This is a genomic window from Microbacterium sp. CH1, from assembly GCF_001595495.1.
GTDB lineage: Bacteria > Actinomycetota > Actinomycetes > Actinomycetales > Microbacteriaceae > Microbacterium.
Genome location: NZ_LOSO01000015.1, coordinates 164555 through 191393 on the forward strand (window position 1 = coordinate 164555; position 26839 = coordinate 191393).

Genomic DNA, 26839 nt, shown 5'->3' on the forward strand with positions numbered 1-26839 from the left:
GCGAGGACGTCCCGCGCCATCTCGGTAAACTGGGGAGGACTTCCAAGGAGCCCCGCACATGACTGACGCGTCCGCCGCGCCCGAAACGGCCTCGGCCGCCCCTTCCGCCGAAGAGGACATCCACGAGCAGAAGGCCGTCCGCCTCGCCAAGCGCGAGCGTCTGATCGAGAAGCGCACGGACGCCGGCGGCGGTGCGTTCCCGGTCGCCGTGCCCGTGACGCACAGCATTCCCGCGCTGCGCGCGGAGTACGGAGACCTCGAGCCCGGCGCCGAGACCGGCGTCGTCGTCGGTGTCGCCGGCCGCGTGGTGTTCAGCCGCAACACCGGGAAGCTCTGCTTCGCGACGCTCCAGGCCGGCGACGGCTCCCGGATCCAGGCGATGGTCTCCCTCGCCAACGTCGGCGAGGAGTCGCTCGCGGACTGGAAGGAGTACGTCGACCTCGGCGACCACGTCTTCGTGCACGGTGAGGTGATCTCCAGCCGTCGCGGCGAGCTGTCGATCATGGCCGACGACTGGACCATCGCGTCGAAGGCGATCCTCCCGCTGCCCAACGCCTACGCCGAGCTGAGCGAAGAAGGACGCGTCCGCAGCCGCTACCTCGACCTCATCGTCCGGGAGCAGGCGCGGACGACCGTGCGTGCGCGTGCGGCGGTGAACGCGAGCCTGCGGGCGACGTTCGCGTCCCACGGCTACCTCGAGGTGGAGACGCCCATGCTGCAGGTGCAGCACGGCGGCGCGTCCGCTCGCCCGTTCGTCACCCACTCCAACGCGTTCGACACGGAGCTCTACCTCCGCATCGCCCCGGAGCTGTACCTCAAGCGCGCGGTCGTCGGCGGCATCGAGCGGGTCTTCGAGATCAACCGGAACTTCCGCAACGAGGGCGCCGACTCCACGCACAGCCCGGAGTTCGCGATGCTCGAGGCCTACCAGGCCTACGGCGACTACAACCAGATGGCGGCACTGACGCAGGAACTCGTGCAGCAGGCCGCGATCGCGGTGGCCGGGTCGACCACGGTGACGTGGGCGGACGGCACCGAATACGACCTGGGTGGCGAGTGGGACCGTATCTCGATGTACGAGTCGCTGTCGGACGCCTCCGGGCGGACCGTCACGCCGACGGACGCCGTCGCGGACCTGATCGCCTTCGCCGAGGCGAACGGCGTCGACGTGCCGCCTCAGGCCACGCACGGCAAGCTCGTCGAGGAGCTCTGGGAGCACTTCGTGAAGGGCGACCTCGTCCGGCCGACGTTCGTCATGGACTTCCCCGTCGATACCTCGCCGCTCGTGCGGGAGCACCGCTCCGTCGAGGGCGTCGTGGAGAAGTGGGACCTCTACATCCGTGGATTCGAGCTGGCGACCGGGTACTCCGAGCTCGTGGACCCGGTCATCCAGCGTGAGCGGTTCGAGGAGCAGGCGAAGCTCGCCGCCCGCGGCGACGTCGAGGCCATGCCGATCGACCAGGAGTTCCTCCGGGCTCTGGAGCACGGCATGCCGCCGTCCGGAGGGATGGGCATGGGCATCGACCGTCTCCTGATGGCGATCACCGGCCTGGGGATCCGCGAGACCATCCTCTTCCCGCTCGTCAAGTAGCGGCGAGGCGCTCATTCTCCGCGCCGCCCACGGAAAGCCCACTCCGGCAGGACCGCCCCGCCGATCATGGCGTCGAGCAGCAGCGCGAGACTGTACGTCGGGTCGATCTCCCGAGCCATCTCGAGGTAGCGGCCCGCGTGCGTGGCGCGTCCGAGCGCCCAGGACAACCAGGCCGCCACGGTCAGCGGGCCGGGGCGTGCCTCCCGCGGCGCCCGTGCCGTGGCCTGGCGCACGGCACGAAGCGCGGTGCGGAGTCGCTCGCCGTCCGGCGCCGTGCCGCGGCCGAGGAACACGCGCCCGATGTCGTCGGGCACGGGCGCCCCGGCGGCGGTGAAGGCGAGCTGCGCCTCCATGGTGCGGATGCCCTGACGATGGTCGGTCGCCCACTGCGCGATCGCCGTGTCGCGGACCGGTGGTCGCCCCAGGCACCACACGAGCGCGGCGGCGGTGAGAGGCGGGAGCGGGTCCGCAGCCTCGAGAACCGATTCGAGGAACGCGGGGATGTCGTCGAGCAGAGCGGCGGCGGCGATCACCTGCGGCTCGCCGGCGCGCGTCGTGCGCTCCGGTCCGAGCGCACGGTCGAGGCCGTGCAGGATGCGGGCGACCTGGCGAGCCTCCGCGGCGGGGGCGGATGGCAAGGCCGCTCCGGAGAACTGGTCTCCCGAGACGTCGCCGAGCGCGGCGGCCGCGGGCGGCGGAACGATGTCGGTCAGCGGATGCAGCACCGGATCGGTGTCGTCGTACCGGCTCCAGCCCTCCGGCGTCACGCACAGGGCCTCGACCACGCGGAGCCCCGCGCCCTCGGCACAACCCAGAAGCGTGTCGACTGCCACCGCGTGTGGCAGCACGAGACCGTCCGGCGTCTGCTCCGCCGCGGTGTCGGTGTAGACGACGACGGCCAGGGCGTCGGTCCCCGGCACCCGGACGACCAGGTCGACGGCCCCCGCGGCGTAGTGGAGGACGGGGATGACGTGATCGGGGAGGTCGAGGCGCATCGCCCCGTCGCTGCGGGAGCCGCGGAACGGGAGGAGGACGATGCTCTCGCGTGGCGTGAAGCCGGCGAGGGCGGGCACGATGGCCAGGAACTGGGCGGAGTCGGAGGCGCGGAGCATGGTTGTCATGAGGAGAGGGTGACGTGCTCCCACACTCGACGGGGCACCGGAGGGGCGCTGTGGATGAGAATCCTGGGAAGCGCCACCTGTGCACGAGTAGTCGCTCGCGTACGATGGAGACATGGACAACTTCTGGCTCGCCGCGGCATGGTCGCTCCTGCCGACGGTCGGCGTCAGCATCGTCTTCTTCGTGGTGCTTCGCGGCATCCTCCGGTTCGATCGCACGGAGCGCAAGGTGCACGCGCAGATCGAGGCCGAGGAACGCGCCGCGCGCGGGCTGCCGCCGCGCTCCTGAGTCCGGCCCATCGGCTACTGTGAAGCGAGCGCGCCCGGTCCGGCGCGCCCCGGGGTGAGCATCCTCGGTGTGGGTGAGGGGGCGTGATGACCGCGGAGTCCTGGGGTTGGTGGGTCGCCGCCTTCGTCCTGGTGCTCGACATCATCATCCGCGTCACTGCGATCATCGTCATCCCGCGCAATCGCCGTCCCACCGCGGCGATGGCCTGGCTCCTCGCGGTGTTCTTCATCCCTGTGGTCGGCGTCTTCCTGTTCCTGCTGATTGGGAACCCCCGCCTGCCGCGCGCACGGCGACGCAAACAGGAGCAGATCAACCAGTACATCGCGGAGACGAGCGAGCACCTCCACTTCGGGACGCTCCGGCCGAACGCCCCCGCCTGGTTCGGGCCGATCGTGCAGATGAACCAGCGTCTCGGCGCCCTGCCGCTCTCCGGTGACAACGGCGCCCACCTCATCTCCGACTACCAGGAGTCGCTCGACGAGATGGCGGAGGCCATCCGCACGGCGCAGGAGTACGTGCACGTCGAGTTCTACATCCTGCAGTCGGACGACTCGACGGACAACTTCTTCCGCGCCCTCGAAGAGGTGGCCGCGCGGGGCGTGGCCGTGCGCGTGCTCCTGGACCACTGGGCGAATCGGGGCAAGCCGCGCTACCGCCAGACCATCGCCCGCCTGAACGAGATGGGCGCGGAGTGGCACCTGATGCTCCCCGTGCAGCCGCTCAAGGGCAAGATGCAGCGTCCGGATCTGCGCAATCACCGCAAGCTCCTCGTCGTGGACGGCAACATCGCCTTCCTGGGCTCGCAGAACATCACGGACTCGACATACAACCTGCGGAAGAACATCCGCCGAGGTCTGCACTGGGTCGACCTGATGGTCCGCCTGGACGGGCCGGTCGTGCTGAGCGTCAACGCGATCTTCCTCAGCGACTGGTACAGCGAGACGGACGTCGTGCTTGAGGAGATCGACATCTCGCACGCCAACATCGGCTCCGGCGACCTGGACTGCCAGGTGGTGCCGTCGGGGCCGGGCTTCGAGGTGGAGAACAACCTGCGGCTCTTCCTCGCGCTCCTGTACGCGGCGAAGAAGCAGATCATGATCGTCAGTCCCTACTTCGTGCCGGACGAGGCCCTGCTGCTCGCGGTCACCGCCGCCGTCGACCGCGGCGTCGAGGTGCAGCTCTTCGTGTCGGAGGAGGGCGACCAGGCGATGGTCTATCACGCCCAGCGCAGCTACTACGAGGCGCTGCTCCGGGCGGGCGTGCGGATCTGGATGTACCGGAAGCCCTACATCCTCCACACCAAGAGCCTGACGATCGACGACGAGGTGGCCGTCATCGGCTCCAGCAACATGGACATGCGCTCCTTCGGCCTGAACCTCGAGGTCTCGATGCTCGTGCGCGGCGAGGAGTTCGTCGCCGAGATGCGCGAGGTCGAGGACAAGTACCGGTCGCTGAGCAGGGAGCTGACGCTCGAGGAGTGGCTGCAGCAGCCGCTGCGCTCCACCGTGCTCGACAACCTCGCGCGGCTCACGTCCGCCCTGCAGTGATCACGCGATCCGTCAACCCCCGTTTCGAGACGAGGGAGCCGTCGCTACCCTGAGGGCATGACTCCCCGCAGGCTCGTGTTCGCCGTATCCTCCGCGCTCGCCGCGGCCCTCGTCCTCGCCGGTTGCACGGTCGGTCCCGGCGGCGCTGCCCCGAACGCGACCTCCGACCCCTCCAGCGGTCCCGGGAGTGCGGGGAGCACCGAGGACCAGGACGACATGGACGGGGCGCTCCTCGACGACGGACGGATGTTCGCCATCGTGAGCTGGGGGTCGTCGACCTGTCTTCCTCAGGTGGACGACGTCTCCGCGGAGGGACAGCGGGTTTCCGTGACCCTCGTCGAGCCGGAGGGCGACGGCGCCACGGAACAGGCCTGCACGGCGGACCTCGCGCCCCGGGCCACCGTCGGAGCGCTGCCGGACGGTGTCGACCCGACCAAGGACGTGACGCTGGTGGTGACGTACGGCGACCTGATCGATGAGATCGACGTCGACGGCGACCCGGCCGCCACGGCGACGCCCGGTTCGTCGACCGAGTACCAGCCGTCCGCGGCCTGGTTCGACGACGGCGGACTAGTCCTGCTGACGTGGGGCTCCTCCAGCTGCGCTCCGGTCGTGGAATCGGTCGAGGCGGACGGCTCGACGGGGACCGTGACCTTCGTCACGGACGAGGCTCAGGTGTGCACCATGGACATGGCGCCGCGGGCCACGGTGGTCGAGTTCGCCGAGGACGAGGTCGACGACGACGCCCCGTTCGAGTTGACGCTCGTCGGCGCGGGGCTCGACGGCACGGTCGAGGTCCGCTGAGCCGGACGATCCCGTCAGAGGATGTGCACCGGGTGGCCGGTGGGCAGCGCGAGCAGAAGCGCGCCCGGGGCGGCCCGACACGTGAGGTGCACGGCCTCGCCGAACTCGTCGCCATCGAGTTCGACGGGCGTGGGGGCGGACACGGCGGCCTCGGCGCGGGCACCGCGGAAGTAGTGGACCGAGGCATCCGTGCCGCGGCGTTCGAGCACCATCCGGCCGGCACGTGAGCGGCGCAGCACGGAGTTGTCCCACCAGATCTTGCGCCAGACCCCGAGCCAGCCGAGGACGCCGGTCGGTTGAATGACCGCCACGTCGAGGGTGGCATCCGTGATGGAGGCGTCAGGGATGAGGGAGATGCCCGCCGGGAGCGTGCCGCAGTTCGCGAAAAGGATGCTGTGCACCTTGGTGGAATGCAGGCGCCCGGTGCCGATCTGGTACACCGCGCGGAAGGGCTTGGCGCGGGGGAGGGATCGGGCGGCGCCGTCGACGTAGGCGATCCAGCCGACGGACTTCTTCAGGTCGGCACGGGTGTTCGCGATCATGTCGGCGTCGAGCCCGATGCCGGCGAGCACGACGAAGGCATGCTCCTCCTCGGAACCGTCCTCCCTGGTCATCCGCGCCCAGCCGATGTCGATCGGATGACGGAAGTCGCCGAGGGCGGCGCGGATCATCTCCGCCGGGTCGGCGAGCGGCAGCCCGAGGTTCCGGGCGAGGAGGTTCCCGGTGCCGCTCGGCAGGATGGCGAGGGGGACCCCGGTGCCTGCGATGGCCTCCGCGACGGCGCGCACCGTCCCGTCTCCGCCGGCCACGAGCACGACATCCACGCCGCGCGCCAGCGCCTCGGCCGTCGCCCCCTGGCCCGCATCCTCCACGGTCGTCGGATAGAAGGCGGGGTGATCCCATCCCGCCTCTCGGGACAGATCGCGGACCTGCGCGCGCAGGCGCTTCCCGTCGACCTTCACGGGGTTGTACACGAGCGCCGCCTGCTTCAGAACGCGGGGACTCGTGGTCATGGCGCTACTCTAGACCGGCATCCGCCGAGGAGCGGGACGCCGGTGGAGGGAAAACCCGGACGCCCGGTCTCGCGCCGCTCACCTCGTAGACTTGCGGAATGATCGACCTCGCACTCCTCCGCGAAAATCCGGAGATCGTCCGCCGTTCGCAGGCTGCCCGTGGCAACGACCAGAGCACCGTCGACGTCGCACTCGAGGCCGACCGATCGCGCCGCGCAGCACTGGCCGCGTTCGAGGAGCTGCGCGCGGAGCAGAACGCCTTCGGCAAGCAGGTCGCGAAGGCGCCCAAGGAGGAGAAGGCCGCCCTGGTCGCGCAGGCCAAGGACCTCGCCGACCGGGTCAAGCAGGCCCAGCACGCGGCCAACGAGGCCGCCGACGCCGCGGCTGCGGCCCTCGCCCGGATCGAGAACGTCGTCATCGACGGTGTTCCCGCCGGCGGTGAGGAGGACTTCGTCGAGCTGCGGCGCGTCGGGGAGGTGCCGGCGTTCGACTTCGAGCCGCGGGATCACCTCGAACTCGGGGAGATGCTCGGCGCGATCGACATGGAGCGCGGTGCCAAGGTCTCCGGCGCCCGGTTCTACTTCCTCCGCGGAATCGGCGCCCGCCTCGAGATCGCGCTCATGAACCTCGCCCTCGACACGGCGTTGCAGAACGGCTTCGTCCCGCTGATCACGCCCACGCTCGTGCGTCCGGAGATCATGCAGGGCACGGGCTTCCTCGGCGAGCACGCCGATGAGGTGTACCACCTCGACAAGGACGACGACCTCTACCTCGTCGGCACCAGCGAGGTCGCGCTCGCCGGGTACCACAAGGACGAGATCGTCGACCTCGCGCGCGGGGCCCTCCGCTACGCCGGATGGTCGACCTGCTACCGCCGGGAGGCCGGCTCCCACGGCAAGGACACCCGCGGAATCATCCGCGTGCACCAGTTCAACAAGCTGGAGATGTTCGTCTACACCACGGCCGAGGACGCCGAGGCGGAGCACCTGCGGCTCGTCGCGCTGCAGGAGGAGATGCTGACCTCGCTCGGTCTCGCGTACCGGGTGATCGACGTCGCCGCGGGGGACCTCGGGTCGAGCGCGGCGCGGAAGTACGACATCGAGGCCTGGGTGCCCACTCAGGGCGCCTTCCGCGAGTTGACCTCCACGTCGAACTGCACGACCTTCCAGGCGCGGCGTCTCGACGTCCGGTACCGCCCGGCTGCGGAGGACGGCGGCACGGCTCCGAAGACCCAGCACGTCGCGACGCTCAACGGCACGCTCGCGACCACGCGCTGGATCGTCGCCCTGCTCGAGACCCATCAGCAGGCGGACGGCTCGGTGCGGGTCCCCGAGGTCCTGCGCCCCTATCTCGGCGGGCTCGAGGTGATCCGCCCGCTCGCCGACGAGCAGGCCGCCCGATGACGGCGCCCTGGCTGGTCGGCCTCGACGTCGACGGGACCATCCTGCTGCAGGACGAGACGATGAGCCCCGGCGTGCCCGAGGCCGTCGCCCGGGTGCGGGACGCGGGTCATGTGGTGACCATCGCGACGGGACGCAGCTGGATGGCTACCCGCCGCTACGTGGAGGAGCTCGGGCTGACCGCAGACTACGTGGTGTGCTCCAACGGCGCGGTGACGATGCGCCGCGACGGCGACGAGTGGGAGCGCTGGCACGTCGAGACCTTCGACCCGACGCCGGTGCTCGCCCTGCTCCAGGAGCGCCTGCCGGATGCGCGCTACATGGTCGAGCTCGGGTCGGGGCAGCGGCTGTTCACCGAGCAGCTCGACGACTGGACCCTCGACGGCGGCCGCCAGGTCGACTTCGAGGAGCTCGGGGCGCTCCCCGTGTCCCGTATCGTCGTCGTCTCGCCCGGACACGACGAGGACGATTTCCACCGACTCGTCGCCGACGCCGGGCTCAACGAGGTCTCATACGCCATCGGCTGGACGGCGTGGCTGGACATCGCCCCGCAGGGCGTGGACAAGGGCACGGCGCTGGAGCGCGTGCGCGGCGAGCTCGGCCTCGACGCGGCCCGGGTCCTCGTCGCCGGGGACGGGCGGAACGACATCGGCATGTTCGGCTGGGCGCGCACCGGCGGCGGTCGTGCCGTGGCCATGGGGCAGGCGCCCGCCGAGGTGAAGGATGCCGCGAGCGAGGTGACCGCCGACGTCGAGCAGGGAGGGCTTGCGGCGGCTCTGAACACGCTTCCAGCACCTGCCCAGGTCGACGCAGGAGAATAGAACTCGGCTAGACTCGCGCCTGGTCGGCAGATGTTTCTGTCGGGAGGGTTGTCCGAGCGGCCGATGGAGCTGGTCTTGAAAACCAGTGGGCAGAGATGTCTCGTGGGTTCGAATCCCACACCCTCCGCTTCCTGAGCGCGGTACCTCCGCCGTCGCTGAATTCGAAAGGGTCCGAGTGAGCGAGAACACCCGCCGCCGCCGCACCGTCGCGCGTCATGGTCAGCTGCGCTCGCCCGGCGCCGCCAGTCAGCTCCTCAAGCTCCTCGCGATCAGCATGGCGGTGGTGCTCGTCAGCGGCATCGGGGTCGCGGCCTACATCTGGTTCGACTTCTCGAGCACGGTCTCCGCGAACGCGGTCGACCTCGACGGTCAGGAAGACCTGCCGCCGGACATCGGGGAGTACAAGGGCGGGTTCAATCTCGTCCTCACCGGCGTCGACACCTGCGAGGACGACTACAAGCAGTACTTCGGCGACCGGTGCACGGGTGGCGACGCCGAGGGCACCCTCAACGACGTGAACCTGCTCGTGCACGTCTCGGAGGAGCCGCGGCGGATCACGGTCGTCAGCTTCCCGCGCGACCTGATGATCCCCATCCCGTCCTGTGAGGACGAGGACGGCAACGCCACCGCCGCGATGAGCAAGCAGCCCCTGAACGTCGCGTACACCGACGGCGGGCTGAACTGCGTCGTCCGCACGATCTCCGCCCTCACGGACCAGGAGGTGCAGTTCGCCGCCTCCGTGACGTTCGGCGGTGTCATCGAGATCACCAACGCGATCGGCGGCGTCGACGTCTGCCTCGCCAACCCGATCCGCGACCGCTACACCGGTCTCGACATGGCCGCCGGCACCCACACCGTCCAGGGCCTCGAGGCCCTGCAGTTCCTCCGCACCCGGCATGGTGTCGGCGACGGCAGCGACCTCGGCCGCATCGGCAACCAGCAGCAGTACATGTCCAGCCTCGCGCGCAAGCTCATCAGCGGTGAGGTGCTGGGCAACGTGCCGGTCATGCTGAAGCTCGCCAACACCGGCATCCAGAACCTGGAGACGAGTACGTCGCTCGCCGACCCGATGATGATCGTGCAGATCGCGCTCGCCGTGAAGTCGGTGCCCTTCGAGGACATCGTGTTCGTGCAGTACCCGACGCTGACCGACTGGAACGACCCGAACAAGGTCGTGCCGAACGAAGAGGCGGCCGCCGCTCTGTGGGACGCGATCGAGGCGAACGCCCAGCTCCAGATCACGCACGAGAACACGAGCAACGACGGTGTGGTCGTGCAGGAGCCGACGGCGCCGGCGGAGCCGACCGAGCCCACGACTCCGGATCAGGAGGCGACTCCGACTCCGACCGATCCGGGCGTCGTGGCACTGCCCGACTCCATCAAGGGCAACTCCGCCGCCCAGCAGACCTGCTCGAACGGCAACGTGCGCTGATCGGCCCTCAGGCGCCCCGCGGGCGGTAGGCCGTCGGCGGTTTCAGGCCAGCTCGCGGATCTGGGCCGCGAACCGCTCGATCGTCGCGATGAACGCGGGCTCCTCCGGACGGTTGAGGTGCCCGTGAGTGGTGCCTGGTTCGACGACGGCGGTGACGTCGACGCCCGCGGCCTCCAACGATCGCGCGAAAGCCTCGCCGGAGACCCGCAGTTCGTCGGTCTCGTCGTTGACGATGATCGTGGGTGGGAAGCCGGCCAGCGCCGCGGGATCTGCCGTCCCGGGGATGGCGTAGACATCGGCGAGCGCCGGGTCGCCGCCCAGGTAGTTGGCATACATGCCGTGCACGAAAGGTGGGGGGAACACGTCGGCGGCGGGGTTCGCATCCAGCAGGGCGCGAAGTTCGGAATCGGGGCGGCCCTGCACCGCCTGGAGAGTCGGATAGGCGAGCACGACGAGAGCCGGTGCCGGGCCAGTTTCGTGGGAGAGGCGGAGCGCGGCACCGGCGGCGAGGTTGCCTCCGGCGCTGGCACCACCGAGCGCCCAGTCAGACGCCAGCCCTGACGATGAGGCCCAACGGAACGCGGTCACGAGCTCATCATGAGGGACCGGGTAGTGAACTCCGTCGCGCTCGAGCACGCCCAGGCGCTGCGTCCACTCCGCAGTGACCGGTGCCAGCGCGTAGTCCACGCTCACGACGAGGATCCCGCGATCTGCGAAGGCTTTCGCCACCGCATCGGCTTCCGGCATGTCGAGGTCGCCACCCGCGAAGCCCCCTCCATGCGCCCACACGAGTCCATGGCGCGCCGGCGCGTCCGGATGGTAGACCCGGATCGGAAGGGGGCCGTGCGGTCCGTCCACGACATGATCCGCTGCGGGGGGCGTGCTCATTCGAATCAGAGTACCGGCGGCCGGGTCAGGCCGGCGTCGATGTGGTGCGTTGGGCGCTCGCACCCCGCATGATGCGGGCGACGGCGGTGATGAGGAAGAGCTGCCCGGTGATCCCCTCGGCGACGGCCACCGCCTGCACGCCCGGTCCGACGGGGACGAGGTTCCCGTAGCCCGTCGTGGTCAGTGCCGTGAACGAGAAGAAGAGCTGGTTGCCGAGCGAGTCGTTCGCCGCATCCCCGAACAGCGGGGTCGGCAGCAGCAGCGACAGCAGGTTGTAGACGAAGGCGAAGAACATGCCGACGAGGATGTACGCGGTCACCGCGGCCAGGAGCGCCTCGACGTCGAGGCCTCGGCGGGTGACCTGGTGCGCGATGATGGCCCACGGCGCGACCAGCAGCGCGATCATGGAGGCGGCGGAGAGCGCCACGGCGAGCGCCGGACTGTCCGTGGCGAAGAACGCCGCGAGGAGGGCGGCCAGGCCGGCGGCCGAGAGCACGACCCACGACACCCGCTGCACGAGGGCGTGCGCCCTGGTCACGCGGAACACGATCGCGACCGTGACCAGCATCGCGAGGAACGCCCAGGGGCTGGGGACCGTTCCGGGCTGAGCCGCACACAGTCCGTACGACACGATGAGGAGGGCGAGCACCGCGGCATAGCCCAGGGCGCCGCGCCTCGGGTCGGCCGGGGCGGCGAACCCCGCGCGGACGTGCGCTCCGGATGGCTCGGACATGGCGTCTCCTCTCGCGTCCGCGGGGGCCGGACCCTCGCAGCGTGCGGCCAGTATCGCAGGGCATGCGGCCGGCTCCCGGGAGCATCCGAGACCGGCGGTTCGTGACCACGCGCCGGACCCGTTATGATGGTGGGGTGCATCCGTGCTCTCGAGCCGGATGCCTGGAGACGTCGCATAGTCCGGCCTAGTGCACCACCCTGCTAAGGTGGAGTCCCCTTACGGGGACCAGGGGTTCAAATCCCCTCGTCTCCGCACAGAGAAGCCCCGACGAGTCCGCTCGCCGGGGCTTTCGTGTTCTCGCGTGCGGGCGGGCCCTCCTCACGCCGGCGCCTCCGGCATCCAGGTCGGGTCGGGGGAGAGCGCGGCGGAGATCTTCCGGCTCGCCGCGCCGAGCTGCCGGGCCTGCGCCGGGGTCAGGGTGTCGAAGACGACGCGGCGGATGAGGGCCTGGTGCGCGGGGGTCGACTCCTCGACCTTCCGGTGGCCGGCGTCGGTGAGGATGCCGAGGGTGAAGCGCCCGTCCTCCGCATCGACCTCGCGCCGGATCCAGCCTTTCGCCTCCAGGCGGGTGACCGCACGGGAGAGTCGGGACAGCGTGCTGTTCGCGTAGCCGGCGAGGACACTGAGGCGGAGCGTGTGCTCCGGTGCCGCATCGAGGGCGTAGAGGATGCCGTGCTCGAAGTGGGTCAGTCCGCTGTCGCGCTGCAGCTGCGCGTCGAGGGCCGCGGGGAGCCGTTCGAGGAGCGTCGCGAGTGCCGACCAGACGTCCATCTCTTCGGTGCTCAAGGGGGCGGGGGAGGATGACGACATTCCTCCACGGTAGCGGTCGAGCCGTGCTCTTCGTTTGCTCAGGAAAGTGACTGGAGGCTAATATGACTTGCTCAGGCAAGTGATGCGGAACGTCCGCGGAAGTGAGAGGGAGACGGATGGAACTGGGGCTGCGCGGCAAGAGGGCGTTCATCAGCGGATCGAGCCAGGGGATCGGATACGCGGTCGCGTCCGCTCTCGCCGCCGAGGGGGTCGATGTCGTGATCAACGGTCGTGACGAGGGACGGGTCGACGCGGCGGTCGGCGTGCTGGCCCTCGCGCACCCGGAGGTGACCGTGTCCGGGATCGCCGCGGACTTCACCGACCCGTCGCAGGTGGCGCGGCTGACGGAGCGGCTCGGTGACGTCGACATCCTCGTCAACAACGTCGGTCTCTTCGGTCTCGCCGACTTCGCGGACGTCGCCGATGCGGACTGGGCGCGCTACTTCGAGGTGAACGTGATGAGCGGCGTGCGCCTCTCCCGAGCTCTCCTGCCGGGGATGCGGGAACGGGGCTGGGGGCGCATCGTCTTCGTCAGCAGCGAGTCCGGCGTCAACGTCCCGGCCGACATGGTGCACTACGGCGTGACGAAGGCCGCGATGATCGCGCTCGGGAACGGGTTGGCCAAACTCACCCGCGGCACCGGCGTGACGGTGAACACCGTCCTGGGCGGCCCGACCTACTCGGAGGGGGTCGCGGCGAGCGTCGCCGCGGTCGCCGAGGCCCGGTCCGTCTCCGAGGAGGTGATGAAGGAGGCGATCATCGGACAGAACACGACCAGCCTGCTGGGTCGCTTCCTCGATCCGGCCGAGGTCGCCGACCTCGTCGTCTACCTCTCCAGCGTCCGCGCATCGGCGACGAACGGCGCCGCGCTGCGGGCGGACGGCGGTGTGCTCACCGCGATGCTGTGAGCGCGGCCGGGCGAGTCGCCCGGGTGTCCCGGTTCGGGTATCCTCGCGGGCATGCCTGAACCGACCCAGACCCCGCAGCGCGAGGCCTTCGGCTCGCGGAACGTGTTCATCCTCTCGGCGATCGGCTCGGCCGTGGGTCTCGGGAACATCTGGCGCTTCCCCTACGTCGCCTACGAAGGCGGCGGCGGTGCGTTCCTCATTCCGTACCTGTGCGCGCTGCTGACCGCCGGCATCCCGCTGCTGTTCCTCGACTACGCGATCGGCCACCGGTTCCGGGGCTCCGCGCCCCTCGCGTTCCGACGCCTGCACCGGGCCGCCGAACCGCTGGGCTGGTGGCAGGTGCTGATCTGCGTCGTCATCGCGGTGTACTACGCCGTGATCGTCGCGTGGGCGGGTATGTATACCTGGTTCTCCGCGCAGCTCACCTGGGGCGCGGGCAACGAGAACGACTTCTTCTTCGTCGACTTCCTGCAGTCCGCCGACGTCGCGGAGGTCGGCCTGTCCGGTGAGTTCGTGCCGCAGGTAGGCCTGCCGCTGATCGCGGTGTGGCTGATCGTCATCATCATCATGGCGCTCGGCGTCAAGCGCGGCATCGGTCGCGCCAACATGATCCTGATGCCGCTACTCACCCTCATGTTCGCGGTGCTCGTCGTGCAGGCCCTCTTCCTCCCTGGCGCCCTGGACGGTCTGAACGCGTTCTTCACGCCGAACTGGGAGGCGCTCGCCGACCCGGCCGTGTGGGCCTCCGCCTACGGGCACATCTTCTTCTCGCTGTCCGTCGCGTTCGGGATCATGGTGACGTACGCGTCCTACCTCAAGCGCAAGACCGACCTCACCGGCTCCGGTCTCGTGGTCGCGTTCGCCAACTCCGGTTTCGAGATCCTCGCCGGTATCGGCGTGTTCGCCGCCCTCGGGTTCATGGCCCAGGCGCAGGGCACGGATGTCTCCGGGGTCGCGACCTCGGGCATCGGTCTCGCGTTCGTCGCGTTCCCCACGATCGTCTCGCAGGCGACCGGCGGCTCGATCATCGGCGTGCTGTTCTTCGGCGCCCTCGTCTTCGCGGGGGTAACCTCGCTCATCTCGATCCTCGAGGTGATCGTGGCCGCCCTCCAGGACAAGCTCGGGTGGGGACGGGTGCGCACCACCCTCATCGTCTCCATCCCGCTCGCCGTCATCTCGATGGCCCTGTTCTCCACCACCACCGCGCTGTCGGTGCTCGACACCACCGACGCCTTCGTCAACGCCTTCGGCATCATGGCGGTCGCCCTCGTCGCCGTGATCGTGGTGGCCTGGGTGCTGCACCGGCTGCCGCAGCTGCAGGAACACCTCAACCGCCGATCCAGCTTCCGGGTCGGGCTGCTCTGGCGCCTGCTCGTGGGTGTGCTGGCCCCGCTCGTGCTCGGTTACCTGCTCATCACCGAACTCCTGACGAAGATCGCCGAGCCGTACAGCGGCTACCCCGGTTGGTTCCTCGGGGTGTTCGGCTGGGGCATGGTCATCGCGCTGGTGATCGGGGGAGTGCTGCTGTCGCTGGTGCCGTGGAGCAGGCGCTCCCGTGCCAAGGACGATGCCGGCTACGACGACTTCCTCGACCAGGAGGAGTACGCCGCCGACCCGGAGACGACGAGCATCGCCGTCCCGGCGGCGCAGACGAAGGGAGCGGGAGCATGACCACCACCGCGATCGTCATGATGATCATCGCCATGGTCACGGTGTGGGGAGGCCTCATCGCCGCCGTCGTGAACCTCGCCCGCCATCCGGAGGTGGAGGACACGGAGCCGGCGGTCCCGGTCGAGCTCTGATCCCCGACCCGATCGCATCGGACCACGACGATCGGGTGCAGGCGGGGACTGCGGCGAAACGATGGTGGGGAAAGGAGGGCCCCCGTGATCGGCACGCTCAACGCCCTGGTCGACCTCGTCGACGCGGACCGCGGTCAGGAGATCGACGTCGCCGCGTTCGCCCGTGCGCACGGCACCACCGAGTACCACCTGCGCCGGATGTTCTCGGCGCTCGCCGGGATGCCGTTGACCGAGTACGTGCGGCGTCGTCGGATGACGCTCGCCGGCGCGGAGCTCGCCGCCGGCGCGCCGAGTCTGCTCGATGTCGCGGTGCGGCACGGCTACGGATCGACCGAGGCGTTCGCCCGGGCGTTCCGCGCCGTGCACGGCATCGGGCCGGCGGACGCGCGTCGGCACGGGGGTCCTCTCCGCACACAACCCACGCTCCGGTTCCGCCTGAGCGTCGAAGGGAGTATCCCGATGGATGTCACCATCACCCACCGTCCCGCGTTCGTCCTCGCGGGCCATGCCGCGGAGGTCCCGCTGATCCACGTCGGCGTCAATCCGCATATCCAGGCGCACATCGCCGCCATCCCGCCCGAGGAGCACGCCCGCCTCAAGGCCCTCGGGAACGAGGAGCCCGCAGGCATCCTCGCCGTGACCGCCGACATCGATCCGGATGCCCCGGAGGGGACGCCGCTGACGTACCTGCACGGGGTGGCCGTGCGCGCCGACACCGCGGTTCCCGACGACCTCGACGCCCTGCGCGTGGCGGAGGGCACCTGGGCCGTGTTCGGCGCGAGCGGACCCTTCCCCGAGACCCTGCAGAATCTGTGGGGGGCGACGGCGACCGAGTGGTTCCCGTCGAACCCGTGGCGGCTGCGGCCCGGGCCGTCGATCGTCCGCTACCGGGAGTTCACCGGCGACACGGCTTCCTGCGAGCTCTGGCTCCCCGTCGAGCAGAGCTGACCGCCCATCGGGTCGGGCCCCTGGGGCTCGACCCGATGTCGGTGCCCCGTGGCACACTGACCGCACGACGTACCGAGAGGCGGGCCATGACGGCGATCGATCCCAAGAAGACGCTCGACGCCTATCAGGCGAAGCGGGGCGCCTTCCGTGTCCTCGAGGTGCCGCCGCTGACCTATCTGATGATCGACGGCGCCGGAGATCCGAACACCGCTCCGGCCTTCTTCGACGCGGTCGCGGCGCTCTACCCGCTGGCGTACACCCTCAAGTTCGCCAGCCGGGCCGAGCTCGGCGTCGATCAGGTCGTGATGCCCCTGGAAGGCCTGTGGCACGCGCCCGACATGGCCTCGTTCACCACGCGACGCGACAAGTCGACGTGGCTCTGGACGCTCATGATCATGGTGGGCGACCACGTCACTCCCGCCCTCTTCGACCGCGCGGTCGAGACGGTCGCGGCGAAGGTCGCGAAGAAGGGGGAAGAGCTCCCGGCACTGGCCGCCGTCCGGTGCGAGGTGCTGGACGAGGGCCTCTGCGTGCAGACGTTGCACATCGGGCCGTTCGACGATGAAGGACCCGTGCTCGAGGAGCTGCACGAGCGCTTCGTCCCGGAGAACGGTCTGCAGATGCGCGGGCGGCACCACGAGATCTACCTCAGTGACCGCCGTCGGACGGCTCCGGAGAAGCTGCGCACCATCCTGCGGCAGCCCGTCGAACGGATCACCTGAGCGCTGTCGCACCGGGGGTCCGGAAAGCAACCCCCTGATCGGGACGCACCGCGGCGGATACTCTTCGAGCATGAGCACCGTCAAGCATGCGGCGCGCGTGGCGAAGGACTCCACCGCGTTCCGGCGGACCGCCCGCGCGGGATTCGTGGTCCTCGGCATCATCCACATCATCATCGGCGCGATCGCCATCACGATCGCGGCCGGCGGGTCGGGGGACGCCGACCAGGACGGCGCGATGGAGCAGGTGCGCAACAACCCCATCGGCGGACTGCTGCTGCTCGCGATCGCCGTGGGCCTCTTCGCGCTCGCCGTGTGGCAGGTGGCGAGCGGGTTCCTGGCCGCCGACCCCGCCGAGACGAAGAAGTGGGGCAAGCGCCTCAAGCTCTTCGGGATCTCGGGCACCTACCTGGTGATCGCCGGCCTCGCACTCGTCTACGCGGTGGGCGGCCGCGCGGAATCCTCCGACGCGTCGAAGACCCTGAGCCAGGTGGTCCTGGCCGCACCGGGCGGGGTGCCTCTGCTCGTGGTGATCGGCCTCAGCGTCATCGGTGTCGGCATCGGCTTCATCATCGGCGGGATCATGCGCTCCTTCCGCAAGCTCATCGACGTGCCGACCGGAGCCGCCCGCGCCGGCGTGATGGCGCTCGGCATCGTGGGCTACATCGGCAAGGGCATCGCGGTGGGGGTCACCGGGGTGCTGTTCGTGGTGGCGGCCGTGACGCAGGACCCGGAACGCGCTGCGGGTCTCGACGCCGCTCTGCACAGCCTCCTCAGTCTGCCGTTCGGCCGGCTCATCCTCGGTGCTGTCGGCGTCGGCTTCGCGCTGTACGGGGCCTTCTGCATCGCCCGCGCCCGCCTCGCCCGTATGTCCTAGTCCTTCCGCGCCTCCGCCGGGCCCCGGTCAGCCGGAAGATGGGAGACTGGAACGATGAGCGCTTCTCCCGGAGTCGACGTGATCACCCCGCTGACCGAGACCGAGGTGCAGCGGATCCGCGAGGACTTCCCGATCCTGCACACCCGCGTCCACGGCCACCCGCTGGCGTACCTCGACTCGGGGGCGACGTCGCAGCGTCCGGAGTCCGTGCTCGACGCCGAACGCCGCTTCGCCACCACGATGAACGCGGCCGTCCACCGCGGCGCCCACACGCTGGCCGCCGAGGCGACCGAGCTCTTCGAAGACGCCCGCAGCACCCTCGGCCGGTTCGTGGGCGCCGACGACGACGAGATCGTCTGGACCTCGAACGCCACCGAAGCGGTCAACCTCGTCGCCTACTCCCTCTCCAACGCCTCCCTCGGCCGGGGTGGTGCCGCGGCCGAGCCTCTCCGGCTCCGCGAAGGGGACGAGATCGTCACCACCGAGATGGAGCACCACGCCAACCTCATCCCCTGGCAGGAGCTCGCCGCGCGCACCGGGGCCACGCTCCGGGTCATCCCGCTCGACGACGACGGGGCCCTCCGCCTTGATGCGGCCGCGGAGCTCATCTCGGACCGCACGAAGCTCGTGGCGTTCACGCATGTGTCGAACGTGCTGGGCGTGATCAACCCGATCGAGATTCTCGTCGCGCTGGCGAAGGAGGTCGGCGCCTTGACGCTGCTCGACGCCTGTCAGTCGGCTCCGCACCTGCCGTTGGACCTGCATGCCCTGGGTGTCGACCTCGCCGTCCTCTCCGGCCACAAGATGCTCGGCCCCACCGGCATCGGCGCCCTGTACGGCCGGCGCGAGGTCCTCACCGCGATGCCCCCGTTCCTCACGGGCGGTTCCATGATCACGACGGTGACCACGACCGAGGCCGAGTACCTGCCGCCGCCGCAGCGCTTTGAAGCGGGGACGCAGCGCGTGTCCCAGGCGATCGCGCTCGCCGCCGCCGTCGACTACCTGTCCGCGGTCGGCATGGAGCGCATCGCCGCTCACGAAGCCGCGTTCGGGCAGCGTCTCGTCGACGGGCTCGCGGCGATCGAGGGCGTGCGCGTCCTGGGGGCAGGTATCGAGCTGCCGCGGGTCGGGCTCGCGAGCTTCGATGTGGCCGGGATCCACTCGCACGACGTCGGGCAGTTCCTCGACGACCAGGGCATCGCGGTGCGCGTCGGGCACCACTGCGCGCAGCCGCTGCACCGCCGGCTGGGTGTGACTTCCTCGACGAGGGCGAGCACCTACCTGTACACGACCGCGTCCGAGGTGGACGCCGTCATCGAGGCGGTCGCCGGGGCGATCGCGTTCTTCGGGAGGGGCGCATGAGCGACCTGCAGAGCTTGTACCAGGAGCTGATCCTCGACCACTCGCGCACGCCGCACGGCTTCGGACTCCGCGAGGAGATCCCGGCGCAGTCGCACCAGCTCAACCCGACCTGCGGCGACGAGATCACCCTGCAGGTGCACCGCAGCCCGGACGGGGCCGTCGAGGCGATCGCGTGGGAGGGACACGGGTGCGCCATCTCCCAGGCGTCCGCCAGCCTGCTCGCCGAGCTCGCCGAAGGCCTCACTGTGGAAGAACTCGAGGTGCGCATCGCGGCCTTCCGCGAGGCGATGCGTTCTCGGGGCGCGATCGAGCCGGACGAGGAGATGCTCGGCGACGCCGCGGCCCTCGGCGGGGTCTCCCGGTATGTGGCGCGCGTGAAGTGCGCCATGCTCGCCTGGGTGGCGGCCGAGGACGCGCTCACGCGCCTCTGACCTCGTCCGCTCCTGCCTCGAACCGGGAATAGCATCGGGCGGCTGACGTTGGCCCGAGCATGACAACTCTCGGAATCATCGGAGCAGGCAACATCGGCAGCCAGATCGCCCGTGTGGCGCTGGCCAACGGCTATGACGTCGTGATCGCGAACTCGCGGGGGCCGGAAACGCTCGCCGACCTCGTCGCGGAGCTCGGACCGCAGGCGAAGGCGGCGACGGCGGACGAGGCGGCCGCGGCGGCGGACGTCGCCGTGGTGACGGTACCCCTGCACGCCATTGATCAGCTCCCCGCCGCACAGCTCGCCGGGAAGATCGTGCTCGACACGAACAACTACTACTTCGAGCGCGATGGGCACATCGAGGCGCTCGACAAGGGTGAGACCACGACATCCGAGCTCGTGCAGGCGCAGCTCCCGGAGTCGAAGATCGCGAAGGCCTTCAACCACATCTACGCCGCGGACATCACAACGGATGGCGCGCCGGCCGGTACGCCGAACCGTCGCGCGCTGGCCACCGCCGGTGACGACGCCGAGGCCGTGGCCTTCGTGACCCGCTTCTACGACGAGGCCGGTTTCGACACCGTCAACGTCGGTCCGCTCAGCGAGTCCTGGCGAGTCGAGCGCGATCGCCCGGCGTACGTCGTCCGGCAGAACGCGGAGGAACTGACCGCCAACCTCGCCCGCGCCAACCGCCTGCCCTGAGTCGCCGGCGCCCCGGTCTGGGATACCAAACTTGGCCAATCCCGGGCCGGGGTGCGACAATGCCCGGATGGCGGGGGCTGTGGGGGAACGCGGGGAACTCGAGTCGGTCAGGGTCACGAGGATCCTCCGAGACGACATCGTGCTCGGACGGCGTGCTCCGGGGTCCCGGCTCGTGGAGCGCGATATCGCCGCGGAGCTGAACGTCTCCCGGCTCCCGGTGCGCGAGGCGATCCGCACGCTGGTGGCGGAGGGCGTGGTGGTCGCACGGCCCCGCACCTGGGCCGTGGTGCGGGAGTTCACGCACGACGACATTCGCAACTTCGCCGAGGTGCGGGAGGCGATCGAGACCCTCATCTTCGTCTTCGCGGCCGAGCGACACGACGGCGCCGGCCTCGCCCGGCTCCGCGACGCGTACGAGCGGGAACTCGCGGCGGCCCGCGAAGGGGACGCCGAGACGGCTCGAACGGCGGCCGCGGCATTCCATGAGATCGCCGTCGACCTGGCCGGCAACGAGATGCTGGGGGAGCTCGTCGCCGTGTTCCTGACCCGGCTGCGCTGGTTGTTCGGGCAGCACGACGATCTGGTGGCGATGGCCGAGGAACACCGTGTCATCCTCGACGCGGTCGCCGGGCGCGACGTGGAGGCTCTCCGTCGGATCGTCCCTGCGCACCTCGCCAGCGGACACTCCGCCGCCGAACGCCGGCTGGCGCGGACCGCGACTGGCTGAGGCGCCTTCGCGAAGACGCACCCCGCTGCGCCGAACCCCGGTTGTATCCTTGTCCGGTCGGAGTCGGTCCGGTCTGTTCGCGTTGTCCTGGGGAGCGAGATGCGAAGTCTTGCTGTCGTCATCGGGGGAATCCTCCTGCTCGGTGGTGCCGCGCTCGTCGTCGTGGCGGACCAGCAGCGTGCCGCGGACCTCGCCGCCGTGCGGGCCGAGATCGACCGGATCGAGCAGGCTCTCGACGAATCCGAGGCGGCGAACCTCGCTCTGGCGGAGCGGCTCACGGAGCTCCGGGCCCGGATCGCGGAGCAGGACGCCGAACTGTCGGACACGACGGGCTTCCTGCCGTGATGCGTCGCGTGCTGGCGGTGACGCTGTCCGCGGCCGTCCTGTTCGGGGCTGCGGTCGTCGCGCGGGCGGACGCGCTGGACCGTGAGCGTGCGGAGGCCCTCGCGGAGCTCTCCGTCCTGGCGGACCGTTCGTATGACGCCGCTCAGCGCACCGATCACCTGTCCGGGAATGTCGCGCAGGCCGAGCAGGACGCGGAGGATCGGGCCGCGGTGCTGGCGGTGCGTCCCGCGTTCCTCGAGGAGCTCTCGACCCTGGCCGCAGTCCTTCGCGGTGCCGACGGCAAGGTCGATACCGCGACGCATCTCGCCGCAGCGCGATCCGTCCAGGAGACGGTGCACGCGGAGCGTCACGACCCCGGCATCGTGGTGGCGGCGACCGCGACCGTCGAGGCGCTCACGCAGAAGGTCGGTACCGAGGTCGCCGGGTGGCAGGCAGCCCAGAACGCCGGTCCCGGCGGCACTGCCTGGACGTCGAGCGGGCCGGACGGCTACGCGCGGGTGCGCGCCGCCCTCGACAGGGTGGGCGGCGGGGGCGTCGGACTGTACGAGTCGTCGTCGTGTGCGGGCGGCACCGCCCCGGCCTGCGCCAACAGCAACGGGTATATCAAATACCGCGCGGATATCGCCCGGTGGAGTGACGGACGCCTGAATTGGGCGATGGCGCATGAACTCGCCCACATCTACCAGTTCCGGGTCTGGGGCACCCTCACCTCGTCCAGCACCTACGCGGCGATGTTCGGCGGCGATCCGGAGTTCCTCGCCAACTGCATGGCCGTCGTCCGCGGTTTTCCCGGTTCGGTCGGGTGCTCCGCTGAGCAGCAGACCTGGGCGTCGGGCATCTGGGTCGGCGTCGTCGGCTGAGCCCCCGCCCGGCAGGATGCCGATGTCGGACGTCTGCGGCATGCTGATCCGGAGCACATCCGGCCGAGACTGCGCGGCATCGATACCGGTACGCTCGAAAGAAGGAGGTGCCGGTGGGACGGACTGCGGATGCCATCGCCGAAGGCGTCGCGATCGCGACGGCCGCTGCGCGCCTCGCCGTGAAGAATCACATCCTCATCGGCACCATCGCGGAGGACGGCGTCTTCGACCTCGACAAGTACGTCGAGGACGCCCGGGCTGCTCTCGGCGCGATGGCGGAGGAGTCGGAGGAGGCCGCCGCCACGGTCACGGCCTTGCGCAAGCGCGCCCGCGGCCGGCATTCCGATCCGGTCGGCACGCACGACTACCGTGACCGCGATGTGCGTAATCTTCGGCGGCGGGCCAAGCAGTCGCTCGGCGTCGCGCAGCGTCTGCGCGAGATGATGGACGACCGTGCCCAGCTGGAGAGCATCGTCGAGGAGGCGCGCGCGGCGGCCTGGGCCGACGTGCGGCACAACCTCGACCGCCGGCTGCGCGTCGAGGGCATGCGACCGGATCAGGACCCGGACTACGCGCGCATGCGGGAGGCGCGCATGCAGGCGCTGCGCCTTGTCGATCTCCAGGCGCTCTCGTCGCAGCAGCGGGCCAAGGAGAAACGGCGGAAGAAGCAGGAGAAGGCGGCCGCGAAGGGGGAGTGAGGCCTCGTTTCGCTTTCCGGTCCCGTCTGTTGTAGGCTGGTCGTCGGCCCGCTGAGCGGTAAAGCACCGCGGGTCCTGCGCCTCTAGCTCAATGGATAGAGCATCTGACTACGGATCAGAAGGTTGGGGGTTCGAGTCCCTCGAGGCGCACACTGTGTTGAGACAGTACGAGAACCCCCGTCGCGCAAGCGGCGGGGGTTCTCGCTGTTCCGGGGCGAGTGCTCCGGTCAGAGCAGGCTGGTGATCGCCGGGTCGCGCTCGGCGAGGTCGGCTGCCGTGGCCATGATGGCGGTGCGCATCGCGGCCACCGCGACCGCGGGGGTGACGTCGGAGCGATGGGCGAGACTGATCGTCCGCGACATCGCCGGGTGGGCGAGGCGCGCCGACCGCAGCGCGGGGCGTTCGTACAGCACCATGGCCGGGACCACCGCGACCCCGACGCCCCGTTCGACGAAGCGGAGCACCGCATCCATCTCCGCACCCTCCAGCGCGAGGGTCGGGGTGAGATCGGCGGCGCGGAAAGCGGCGTCCATCGCGGCCCGCAGCTCATAGCTCTCGTCGAACTGGATGAGCGGGAGGGTGGCGAGGTGCGCGAGGCTCACGGACGGGCCGTGGGTGACCGGAGGTGCGGACGCCGACGAGATCACCACGAGCTCCTCGGCGAGGAGCGGAACGTGCGTGAGGCTGACCCCCGCGGGCACCGGTCCCTCGGACTGGGTGACGAGGGCGATGTCGACCGCCCCGACCGCGAGCTGCTCGACCAGCAGCCGGGAGCCGCCCTCGGTGAGGTGGAGATCGATGCCGGGGTGGGTGGCATGGAACGAGCTGAGGGCCTCCGCCACGAGGCTGATGCAGAGCGTGGGCGGGGCGCCCAGGCGCACGCGGCCGCGGCGGAGTCCGGCGAGCTCGGCCACCTCGTCGCGGATGGCGTCGGCTTCGGCGAGCATGCGCTGCGCATGGGGGAGGACCGTCTCGCCGGCGGCTGTCAGGGCGATGTGACCGCGAGCGCGATGGAACAGCTCGGCGCCGAGTTCCCGCTCGAGGGTCGAGATCTGACGGCTCAGTGATGGCTGGGCGAGGTGGAGGTGCTCGGACGCGCGGGTGAAATGGCCGAGGCGGGCGACTTCGACGAACCCGCGGAGCTGCTCGAGGTTCATATCCATAGCGTACCCGCATGGTTTCCAGACCAACTATGCATTGGAGTTATTAGGATCGCCTAACTAGCGTCGAGAGCATGAATGCACCCGAACGACAGATCTCCACCACGGTCCTCGTGATCGGCACCGGAGGCTCCGGGCTCCGCGCCGCGATCGAGGTCGCCGAGCACGGCGTCGACGTGCTCGCCGTCGGCAAGCGCCCCCGGCAGGACGCCCACACGTCGCTCGCGGCGGGCGGCATCAACGCCGCTCTCGGCACGATGGATGCCGAGGACAGCTGGCAGCAGCACGCGGCGGACACGATCAAGGAGAGCTACCTCCTCGCCAATCCCCACACCGTCCAGATCGTCACCCAGGGCGCCGAACGCGGCATCCGCGACCTCGAGCGCTGGGGCATGGACTTCGCCCGCGAAGGGGACGGCCGCATCTCGCAGCGTTTCTTCGGCGCGCACACGTACCGCCGCACGGCCTTCGCCGGCGACTACACCGGCCTCGAGATCCAGCGGACGCTGGTCGCCCGTGCCGAGCAGCTCGATGTCCCCATCCTCGACAACGTCTACATCACGCGCCTGCTCGTGCGCGACAACGTCGTCTTCGGCGCCTACGGCTTCGATCAGGCGGACGGCACGCGCTACCTCATCCATGCGGACGCCGTGATCCTCGCCGCCGGCGGACACAACCGCATCTGGCGCCGCACGTCGTCGCGCCGCGACGAGAACACCGGAGACTCCTTCCGGCTCGCCGTCGAGGCGGGGGCGCGACTTCGCGACCCCGAGCTGGTGCAGTTCCATCCGTCCGGCATCATCGAGCCCGAGAACGCCGCCGGCACGCTCATCTCCGAGGCCGCGCGCGGGGAGGGCGGCATCCTCCGCAACGCCCTCGGCGAGCGGTTCATGGCGAAGTACGACCCCGAGCGGATGGAGCTGTCTACTCGCGACCGGGTCGCGCTCGCCGCTTACACCGAGATCCAGGAAGGGCGCGGCACCGCGAACGGCGGCGTCTGGCTCGATGTGTCCCACCTACCCCGCGAGACCATCATGACGCGGCTTCCGCGTGTGTATCAGACGATGATGGAGCTGCAGATGCTCGACATCACGGCGGAGCCGATCGAGATCGCGCCGACCGCGCACTACTCGATGGGCGGCGTGTGGGTGCGGCCGGACGACCACCAGACCGACGTCGACGGGCTGTACGCGATCGGGGAGGCGTCGAGCGGACTCCACGGCGCGAACCGTCTCGGGGGCAACTCCCTCATCGAGCTGCTCGTCTACGGCCGGATCGTCGGTCAGGCCGCGATGGCCCACGCCGCGGGGCTGGACGCCCAGCGCCGGTCGGCCGATGCGGTCGCCGCCGCCCGTGCCGAGATCGACGACCTCCTCGCCGCGGAGGGGCGCGAGAACGTGCGGGCTCTGCAGCGCGCGATCCGCAACCTCATGACGGAGTACGCCGGCGTGGTGCGGTCGGAGGACGGGCTGAACGCCGGCCTCGCCGACCTCGACATGATCGAGGGGCGGATGGAGGACATCGGCATCCACCCGGACATCGCCGGGTTCCAGGACCTCGCACACGCGTTCGACCTCAAGGCCTCCGCGCTCGCCGCCCGGGCCACGCTGGAGGCGGCGCGGGAGAGGCGCGAGACCCGCGGATGCCACAACCGCAGCGACTTCCCGGACACCGATCCCACGCTGCAGGTGAACCTCGTCTGGTCGCCCACCGCCGGCGTGACGCGCGAGGAGATCCCCGCGATCCCCGACGAGATCGCCGAGCTCATGCGCGACGTCGACACGACTGGCAAGCTCGTCGAGTAGTCCCCCGAGACCCCGCTTTCGCGTCGAGACCCCGCCCTGCACGCATCAGCAGGGCGGGGTCTCGGCGATAGTGCGGGGTCTCGGGTAGGGGGTCAGTCGACGCCGAGGCCGACGGCCTCGTGGTCCGGCTCCGGGTCGTCGCGCTTCGGGGCCTTCGGCTCCTCGCCCGGGGCCTTCTCGGTGCTGGGCTCCTCAAGCTCCTCGGTGCTCGGGACCTCGGCCGGGTCCGCGTCCTCGGGGGAGTCCGCCTGCTCCGGCGTCGTCGCCTCGCCCTCCGTGGTGTCGGAGGCCGGGGTCGGGGTGGGGGTCTGCGCCTCGGGCGAGAGGTCGTCGTTCGCGGTCGGTTCGGGAGTGCTGTCGGTCATGATCGTCCCTTTCTGCGATGTCGTGTCCTCAGCCTGCCTCCGCCTCTGCGGAACATGAAGGGCCTTGACGCGGACCCGCCGGCCGCGCGGTTAATCGCGGTGAACCGGAATCCCGAACTCGGCGTAGCCTGGAGGGGTGACTGCGTACGTCTCGGCCTTCGACCTCTTCTCCATCGGCGTCGGCCCGTCCAGCTCGCACACCGTCGGACCCATGCGCGCCGCGCTCGACTTCGCGCGGCAGCTGACCGCCTCCGGGGAGCTCGACCGCGTCGGCCGCGTCGAGTGCACGCTGTACGGCTCGCTCGGCGCCACCGGGATCGGCCACGGCACCCCGGATGCGGTCGTCGCGGGGCTTCGCGGTCTCGCTCCCGAGACGTGCGATCCGGCGGCCGTCCGTGCGGCGTGGTCGGCGTATCCGGAGGGGGAGCCGTTGCGGATCGACGGCGCCCATGCGGTGCCGTTCCGGAAGGACGACATCGTGTTCGCGCCCCGGACCCGCCTTCCCGGCCACCCGAACGCCATGACGCTCATCGCCCGTGATGCCGACGGGACCACCCTGTTCGAGCAGACGTACTACTCGATCGGCGGGGGGTTTATCCGGCGCGAGGGGGAGGAGGCGCACCTTTCGACCGGTGCCTTCCCGCATCCCTATGCCGATGCCGCCTCGCTACTCGCCCTCTGCGAT

Annotated in this window: 29 protein-coding genes and 3 tRNA genes; 25 read left to right on the forward strand and 7 right to left on the reverse strand. The window is 70.2% G+C overall.

Features of this window, described 5'->3' with window-relative positions; genetic code table 11:
• The first annotated feature begins 58 nt into the window (after positions 1-58).
• A complete protein-coding gene (gene lysS, locus AUV07_RS09085) occupies positions 59-1591 on the forward strand; it encodes a lysine--tRNA ligase (RefSeq protein ID WP_062635527.1) in 1533 nt (510 codons plus the stop codon).
• Between the two features lie 11 nt (positions 1592-1602).
• Here lysS and AUV07_RS09090 read toward each other — a convergent pair whose 3' ends face one another.
• Positions 1603-2712: a DUF4192 family protein gene (locus AUV07_RS09090; RefSeq protein ID WP_062635529.1), complete on the reverse strand. Its 1110-nt coding sequence runs from the start codon at positions 2710-2712 to the stop codon at positions 1603-1605.
• 112 nt (positions 2713-2824) lie between these two features.
• On the opposite strand from AUV07_RS09090, the gene AUV07_RS17810 reads away from it, so the two are divergent.
• From AUV07_RS17810 to AUV07_RS09100, 3 genes are all read left to right on the forward strand, one after another.
• Positions 2825-2998: a hypothetical protein gene (locus AUV07_RS17810; RefSeq protein WP_180964499.1), complete on the forward strand. Its 174-nt coding sequence runs from the start codon at positions 2825-2827 to the stop codon at positions 2996-2998.
• A gap of 86 nt (positions 2999-3084) precedes the next feature.
• A complete protein-coding gene (gene cls, locus AUV07_RS09095) occupies positions 3085-4545 on the forward strand; it encodes a cardiolipin synthase (protein WP_062635530.1) in 1461 nt (486 codons plus the stop codon).
• A 57-nt stretch (positions 4546-4602) separates the two neighbouring features.
• The gene (locus tag AUV07_RS09100; RefSeq protein ID WP_062635532.1) at positions 4603-5349 is read left to right on the forward strand and encodes a hypothetical protein; all 747 of its coding nucleotides are present in this window, start codon (positions 4603-4605) and stop codon (positions 5347-5349) included.
• 14 nt (positions 5350-5363) lie between these two features.
• Here AUV07_RS09100 and AUV07_RS09105 read toward each other — a convergent pair whose 3' ends face one another.
• Positions 5364-6362 carry a diacylglycerol/lipid kinase family protein gene (locus AUV07_RS09105; protein ID WP_062635534.1) on the reverse strand — a complete coding sequence of 333 codons (999 nt, stop codon included), beginning with the start codon at positions 6360-6362 and terminating at the stop codon, positions 5364-5366.
• Between the two features lie 98 nt (positions 6363-6460).
• Here AUV07_RS09105 and serS point away from each other — a divergent pair, with 98 nt between their 5' ends.
• The 4 genes from serS to AUV07_RS09125 all read left to right on the forward strand — a co-directional run bounded on the left by serS (position 6461) and on the right by AUV07_RS09125 (position 10015).
• Positions 6461-7765, forward strand: a complete 1305-nt coding sequence (gene serS / locus AUV07_RS09110; RefSeq protein ID WP_062635536.1) for a serine--tRNA ligase — start codon at positions 6461-6463, stop codon at positions 7763-7765.
• Entirely contained in the window at positions 7762-8583 is an 822-nt protein-coding gene (locus AUV07_RS09115) for an HAD family hydrolase (protein WP_062635538.1), read from the forward strand. The genes serS and AUV07_RS09115 overlap by 4 nt, the downstream gene beginning before the upstream one ends.
• A 42-nt stretch (positions 8584-8625) precedes the next feature.
• Positions 8626-8710, forward strand: a tRNA-Ser gene (locus AUV07_RS09120).
• A 48-nt stretch (positions 8711-8758) separates the two neighbouring features.
• The gene (locus AUV07_RS09125) at positions 8759-10015 is read left to right on the forward strand and encodes an LCP family protein (protein ID WP_062635540.1); all 1257 of its coding nucleotides are present in this window, start codon (positions 8759-8761) and stop codon (positions 10013-10015) included.
• A gap of 42 nt (positions 10016-10057) precedes the next feature.
• Here the strand turns inward: AUV07_RS09125 and AUV07_RS09130 are convergent, their stop codons facing one another.
• Together AUV07_RS09130 and AUV07_RS09135 are read right to left on the reverse strand one after the other, a co-directional pair.
• Positions 10058-10903 (reverse strand): alpha/beta hydrolase fold domain-containing protein, encoded by an 846-nt coding sequence (locus AUV07_RS09130; protein ID WP_062635548.1) that lies wholly within the window; start codon positions 10901-10903, stop codon positions 10058-10060.
• A 25-nt stretch (positions 10904-10928) separates the two neighbouring features.
• Positions 10929-11636, reverse strand: a complete 708-nt coding sequence (locus tag AUV07_RS09135) for a potassium channel family protein (protein ID WP_082802896.1) — start codon at positions 11634-11636, stop codon at positions 10929-10931.
• Between the two features lie 163 nt (positions 11637-11799).
• Between AUV07_RS09135 and AUV07_RS09140 the strand changes: the two genes are divergently transcribed.
• Positions 11800-11888: transfer RNA gene (locus AUV07_RS09140), tRNA-Ser, on the forward strand.
• A gap of 66 nt (positions 11889-11954) precedes the next feature.
• Here AUV07_RS09140 and AUV07_RS09145 read toward each other — a convergent pair.
• The gene (locus AUV07_RS09145; protein WP_062635550.1) at positions 11955-12446 is read right to left on the reverse strand and encodes a MarR family winged helix-turn-helix transcriptional regulator; all 492 of its coding nucleotides are present in this window, start codon (positions 12444-12446) and stop codon (positions 11955-11957) included.
• A 116-nt stretch (positions 12447-12562) separates the two neighbouring features.
• Between AUV07_RS09145 and AUV07_RS09150 the strand changes: the two genes are divergently transcribed.
• The 14 genes from AUV07_RS09150 (at position 12563) to AUV07_RS09210 (ending at position 22974) form a co-directional block, all read left to right on the forward strand.
• Positions 12563-13354: an SDR family NAD(P)-dependent oxidoreductase gene (locus AUV07_RS09150; protein WP_062635552.1), complete on the forward strand. Its 792-nt coding sequence runs from the start codon at positions 12563-12565 to the stop codon at positions 13352-13354.
• Positions 13355-13405: 51 nt separating this feature from the next.
• Complete coding sequence (locus AUV07_RS09155) at positions 13406-15025, forward strand: sodium-dependent transporter (RefSeq protein WP_062635554.1); 1620 nt, start codon at positions 13406-13408, stop codon at positions 15023-15025.
• Positions 15022-15156, forward strand: coding sequence for a methionine/alanine import family NSS transporter small subunit (locus tag AUV07_RS17325; protein ID WP_082802897.1), 135 nt, complete (start codon positions 15022-15024; stop codon positions 15154-15156). Before AUV07_RS09155 ends, AUV07_RS17325 begins: the two co-directional genes overlap by 4 nt.
• Before the next feature lie 84 nt (positions 15157-15240).
• The gene (locus AUV07_RS09160; protein WP_062635556.1) at positions 15241-16104 is read left to right on the forward strand and encodes an AraC family transcriptional regulator; all 864 of its coding nucleotides are present in this window, start codon (positions 15241-15243) and stop codon (positions 16102-16104) included.
• An 86-nt stretch (positions 16105-16190) separates the two neighbouring features.
• The gene (locus tag AUV07_RS09165) at positions 16191-16826 is read left to right on the forward strand and encodes a GyrI-like domain-containing protein (RefSeq protein WP_062635558.1); all 636 of its coding nucleotides are present in this window, start codon (positions 16191-16193) and stop codon (positions 16824-16826) included.
• Between the two features lie 70 nt (positions 16827-16896).
• A complete protein-coding gene (locus AUV07_RS09170; protein ID WP_062635560.1) occupies positions 16897-17700 on the forward strand; it encodes a DUF1206 domain-containing protein in 804 nt (267 codons plus the stop codon).
• Positions 17701-17754: 54 nt separating this feature from the next.
• Positions 17755-19062 carry an aminotransferase class V-fold PLP-dependent enzyme gene (locus tag AUV07_RS09175; RefSeq protein WP_062635562.1) on the forward strand — a complete coding sequence of 436 codons (1308 nt, stop codon included), beginning with the start codon at positions 17755-17757 and terminating at the stop codon, positions 19060-19062.
• Positions 19059-19493 carry a Fe-S cluster assembly sulfur transfer protein SufU gene (gene sufU, locus AUV07_RS09180; RefSeq protein WP_062635564.1) on the forward strand — a complete coding sequence of 145 codons (435 nt, stop codon included), beginning with the start codon at positions 19059-19061 and terminating at the stop codon, positions 19491-19493. The genes AUV07_RS09175 and sufU overlap by 4 nt, the downstream gene beginning before the upstream one ends.
• A gap of 59 nt (positions 19494-19552) precedes the next feature.
• The gene (locus AUV07_RS09185) at positions 19553-20194 is read left to right on the forward strand and encodes an NADPH-dependent F420 reductase (RefSeq protein WP_062635566.1); all 642 of its coding nucleotides are present in this window, start codon (positions 19553-19555) and stop codon (positions 20192-20194) included.
• 67 nt (positions 20195-20261) lie between these two features.
• Positions 20262-20921, forward strand: a complete 660-nt coding sequence (locus tag AUV07_RS09190; RefSeq protein ID WP_062635568.1) for a GntR family transcriptional regulator — start codon at positions 20262-20264, stop codon at positions 20919-20921.
• Between the two features lie 99 nt (positions 20922-21020).
• Positions 21021-21266 carry a hypothetical protein gene (locus AUV07_RS09195; RefSeq protein WP_062635570.1) on the forward strand — a complete coding sequence of 82 codons (246 nt, stop codon included), beginning with the start codon at positions 21021-21023 and terminating at the stop codon, positions 21264-21266.
• The gene (locus AUV07_RS09200) at positions 21266-22126 is read left to right on the forward strand and encodes a hypothetical protein (RefSeq protein ID WP_062636045.1); all 861 of its coding nucleotides are present in this window, start codon (positions 21266-21268) and stop codon (positions 22124-22126) included. The genes AUV07_RS09195 and AUV07_RS09200 overlap by 1 nt, the downstream gene beginning before the upstream one ends.
• Before the next feature lie 113 nt (positions 22127-22239).
• Entirely contained in the window at positions 22240-22824 is a 585-nt protein-coding gene (locus AUV07_RS09205) for a hypothetical protein (RefSeq protein WP_062635572.1), read from the forward strand.
• Positions 22825-22901: 77 nt separating this feature from the next.
• Positions 22902-22974, forward strand: a tRNA-Arg gene (locus tag AUV07_RS09210).
• Positions 22975-23051: 77 nt separating this feature from the next.
• On the opposite strand, the gene AUV07_RS09215 is transcribed toward AUV07_RS09210, so the two are convergent.
• The gene (locus AUV07_RS09215; RefSeq protein ID WP_180964500.1) at positions 23052-23987 is read right to left on the reverse strand and encodes a LysR family transcriptional regulator; all 936 of its coding nucleotides are present in this window, start codon (positions 23985-23987) and stop codon (positions 23052-23054) included.
• Between the two features lie 71 nt (positions 23988-24058).
• Here AUV07_RS09215 and AUV07_RS09220 point away from each other — a divergent pair, with 71 nt between their 5' ends.
• Positions 24059-25789 (forward strand): L-aspartate oxidase, encoded by a 1731-nt coding sequence (locus AUV07_RS09220; protein ID WP_062635576.1) that lies wholly within the window; start codon positions 24059-24061, stop codon positions 25787-25789.
• Positions 25790-25881: 92 nt separating this feature from the next.
• On the opposite strand, the gene AUV07_RS09225 is transcribed toward AUV07_RS09220, so the two are convergent.
• Positions 25882-26154: a hypothetical protein gene (locus AUV07_RS09225; protein ID WP_062635578.1), complete on the reverse strand. Its 273-nt coding sequence runs from the start codon at positions 26152-26154 to the stop codon at positions 25882-25884.
• Between the two features lie 136 nt (positions 26155-26290).
• On the opposite strand from AUV07_RS09225, the gene AUV07_RS17990 reads away from it, so the two are divergent.
• Positions 26291-26839, forward strand: a 549-nt coding sequence (locus tag AUV07_RS17990) for a serine dehydratase beta chain (RefSeq protein ID WP_331709277.1), incomplete at its 3' end; no start/stop codon positions are given.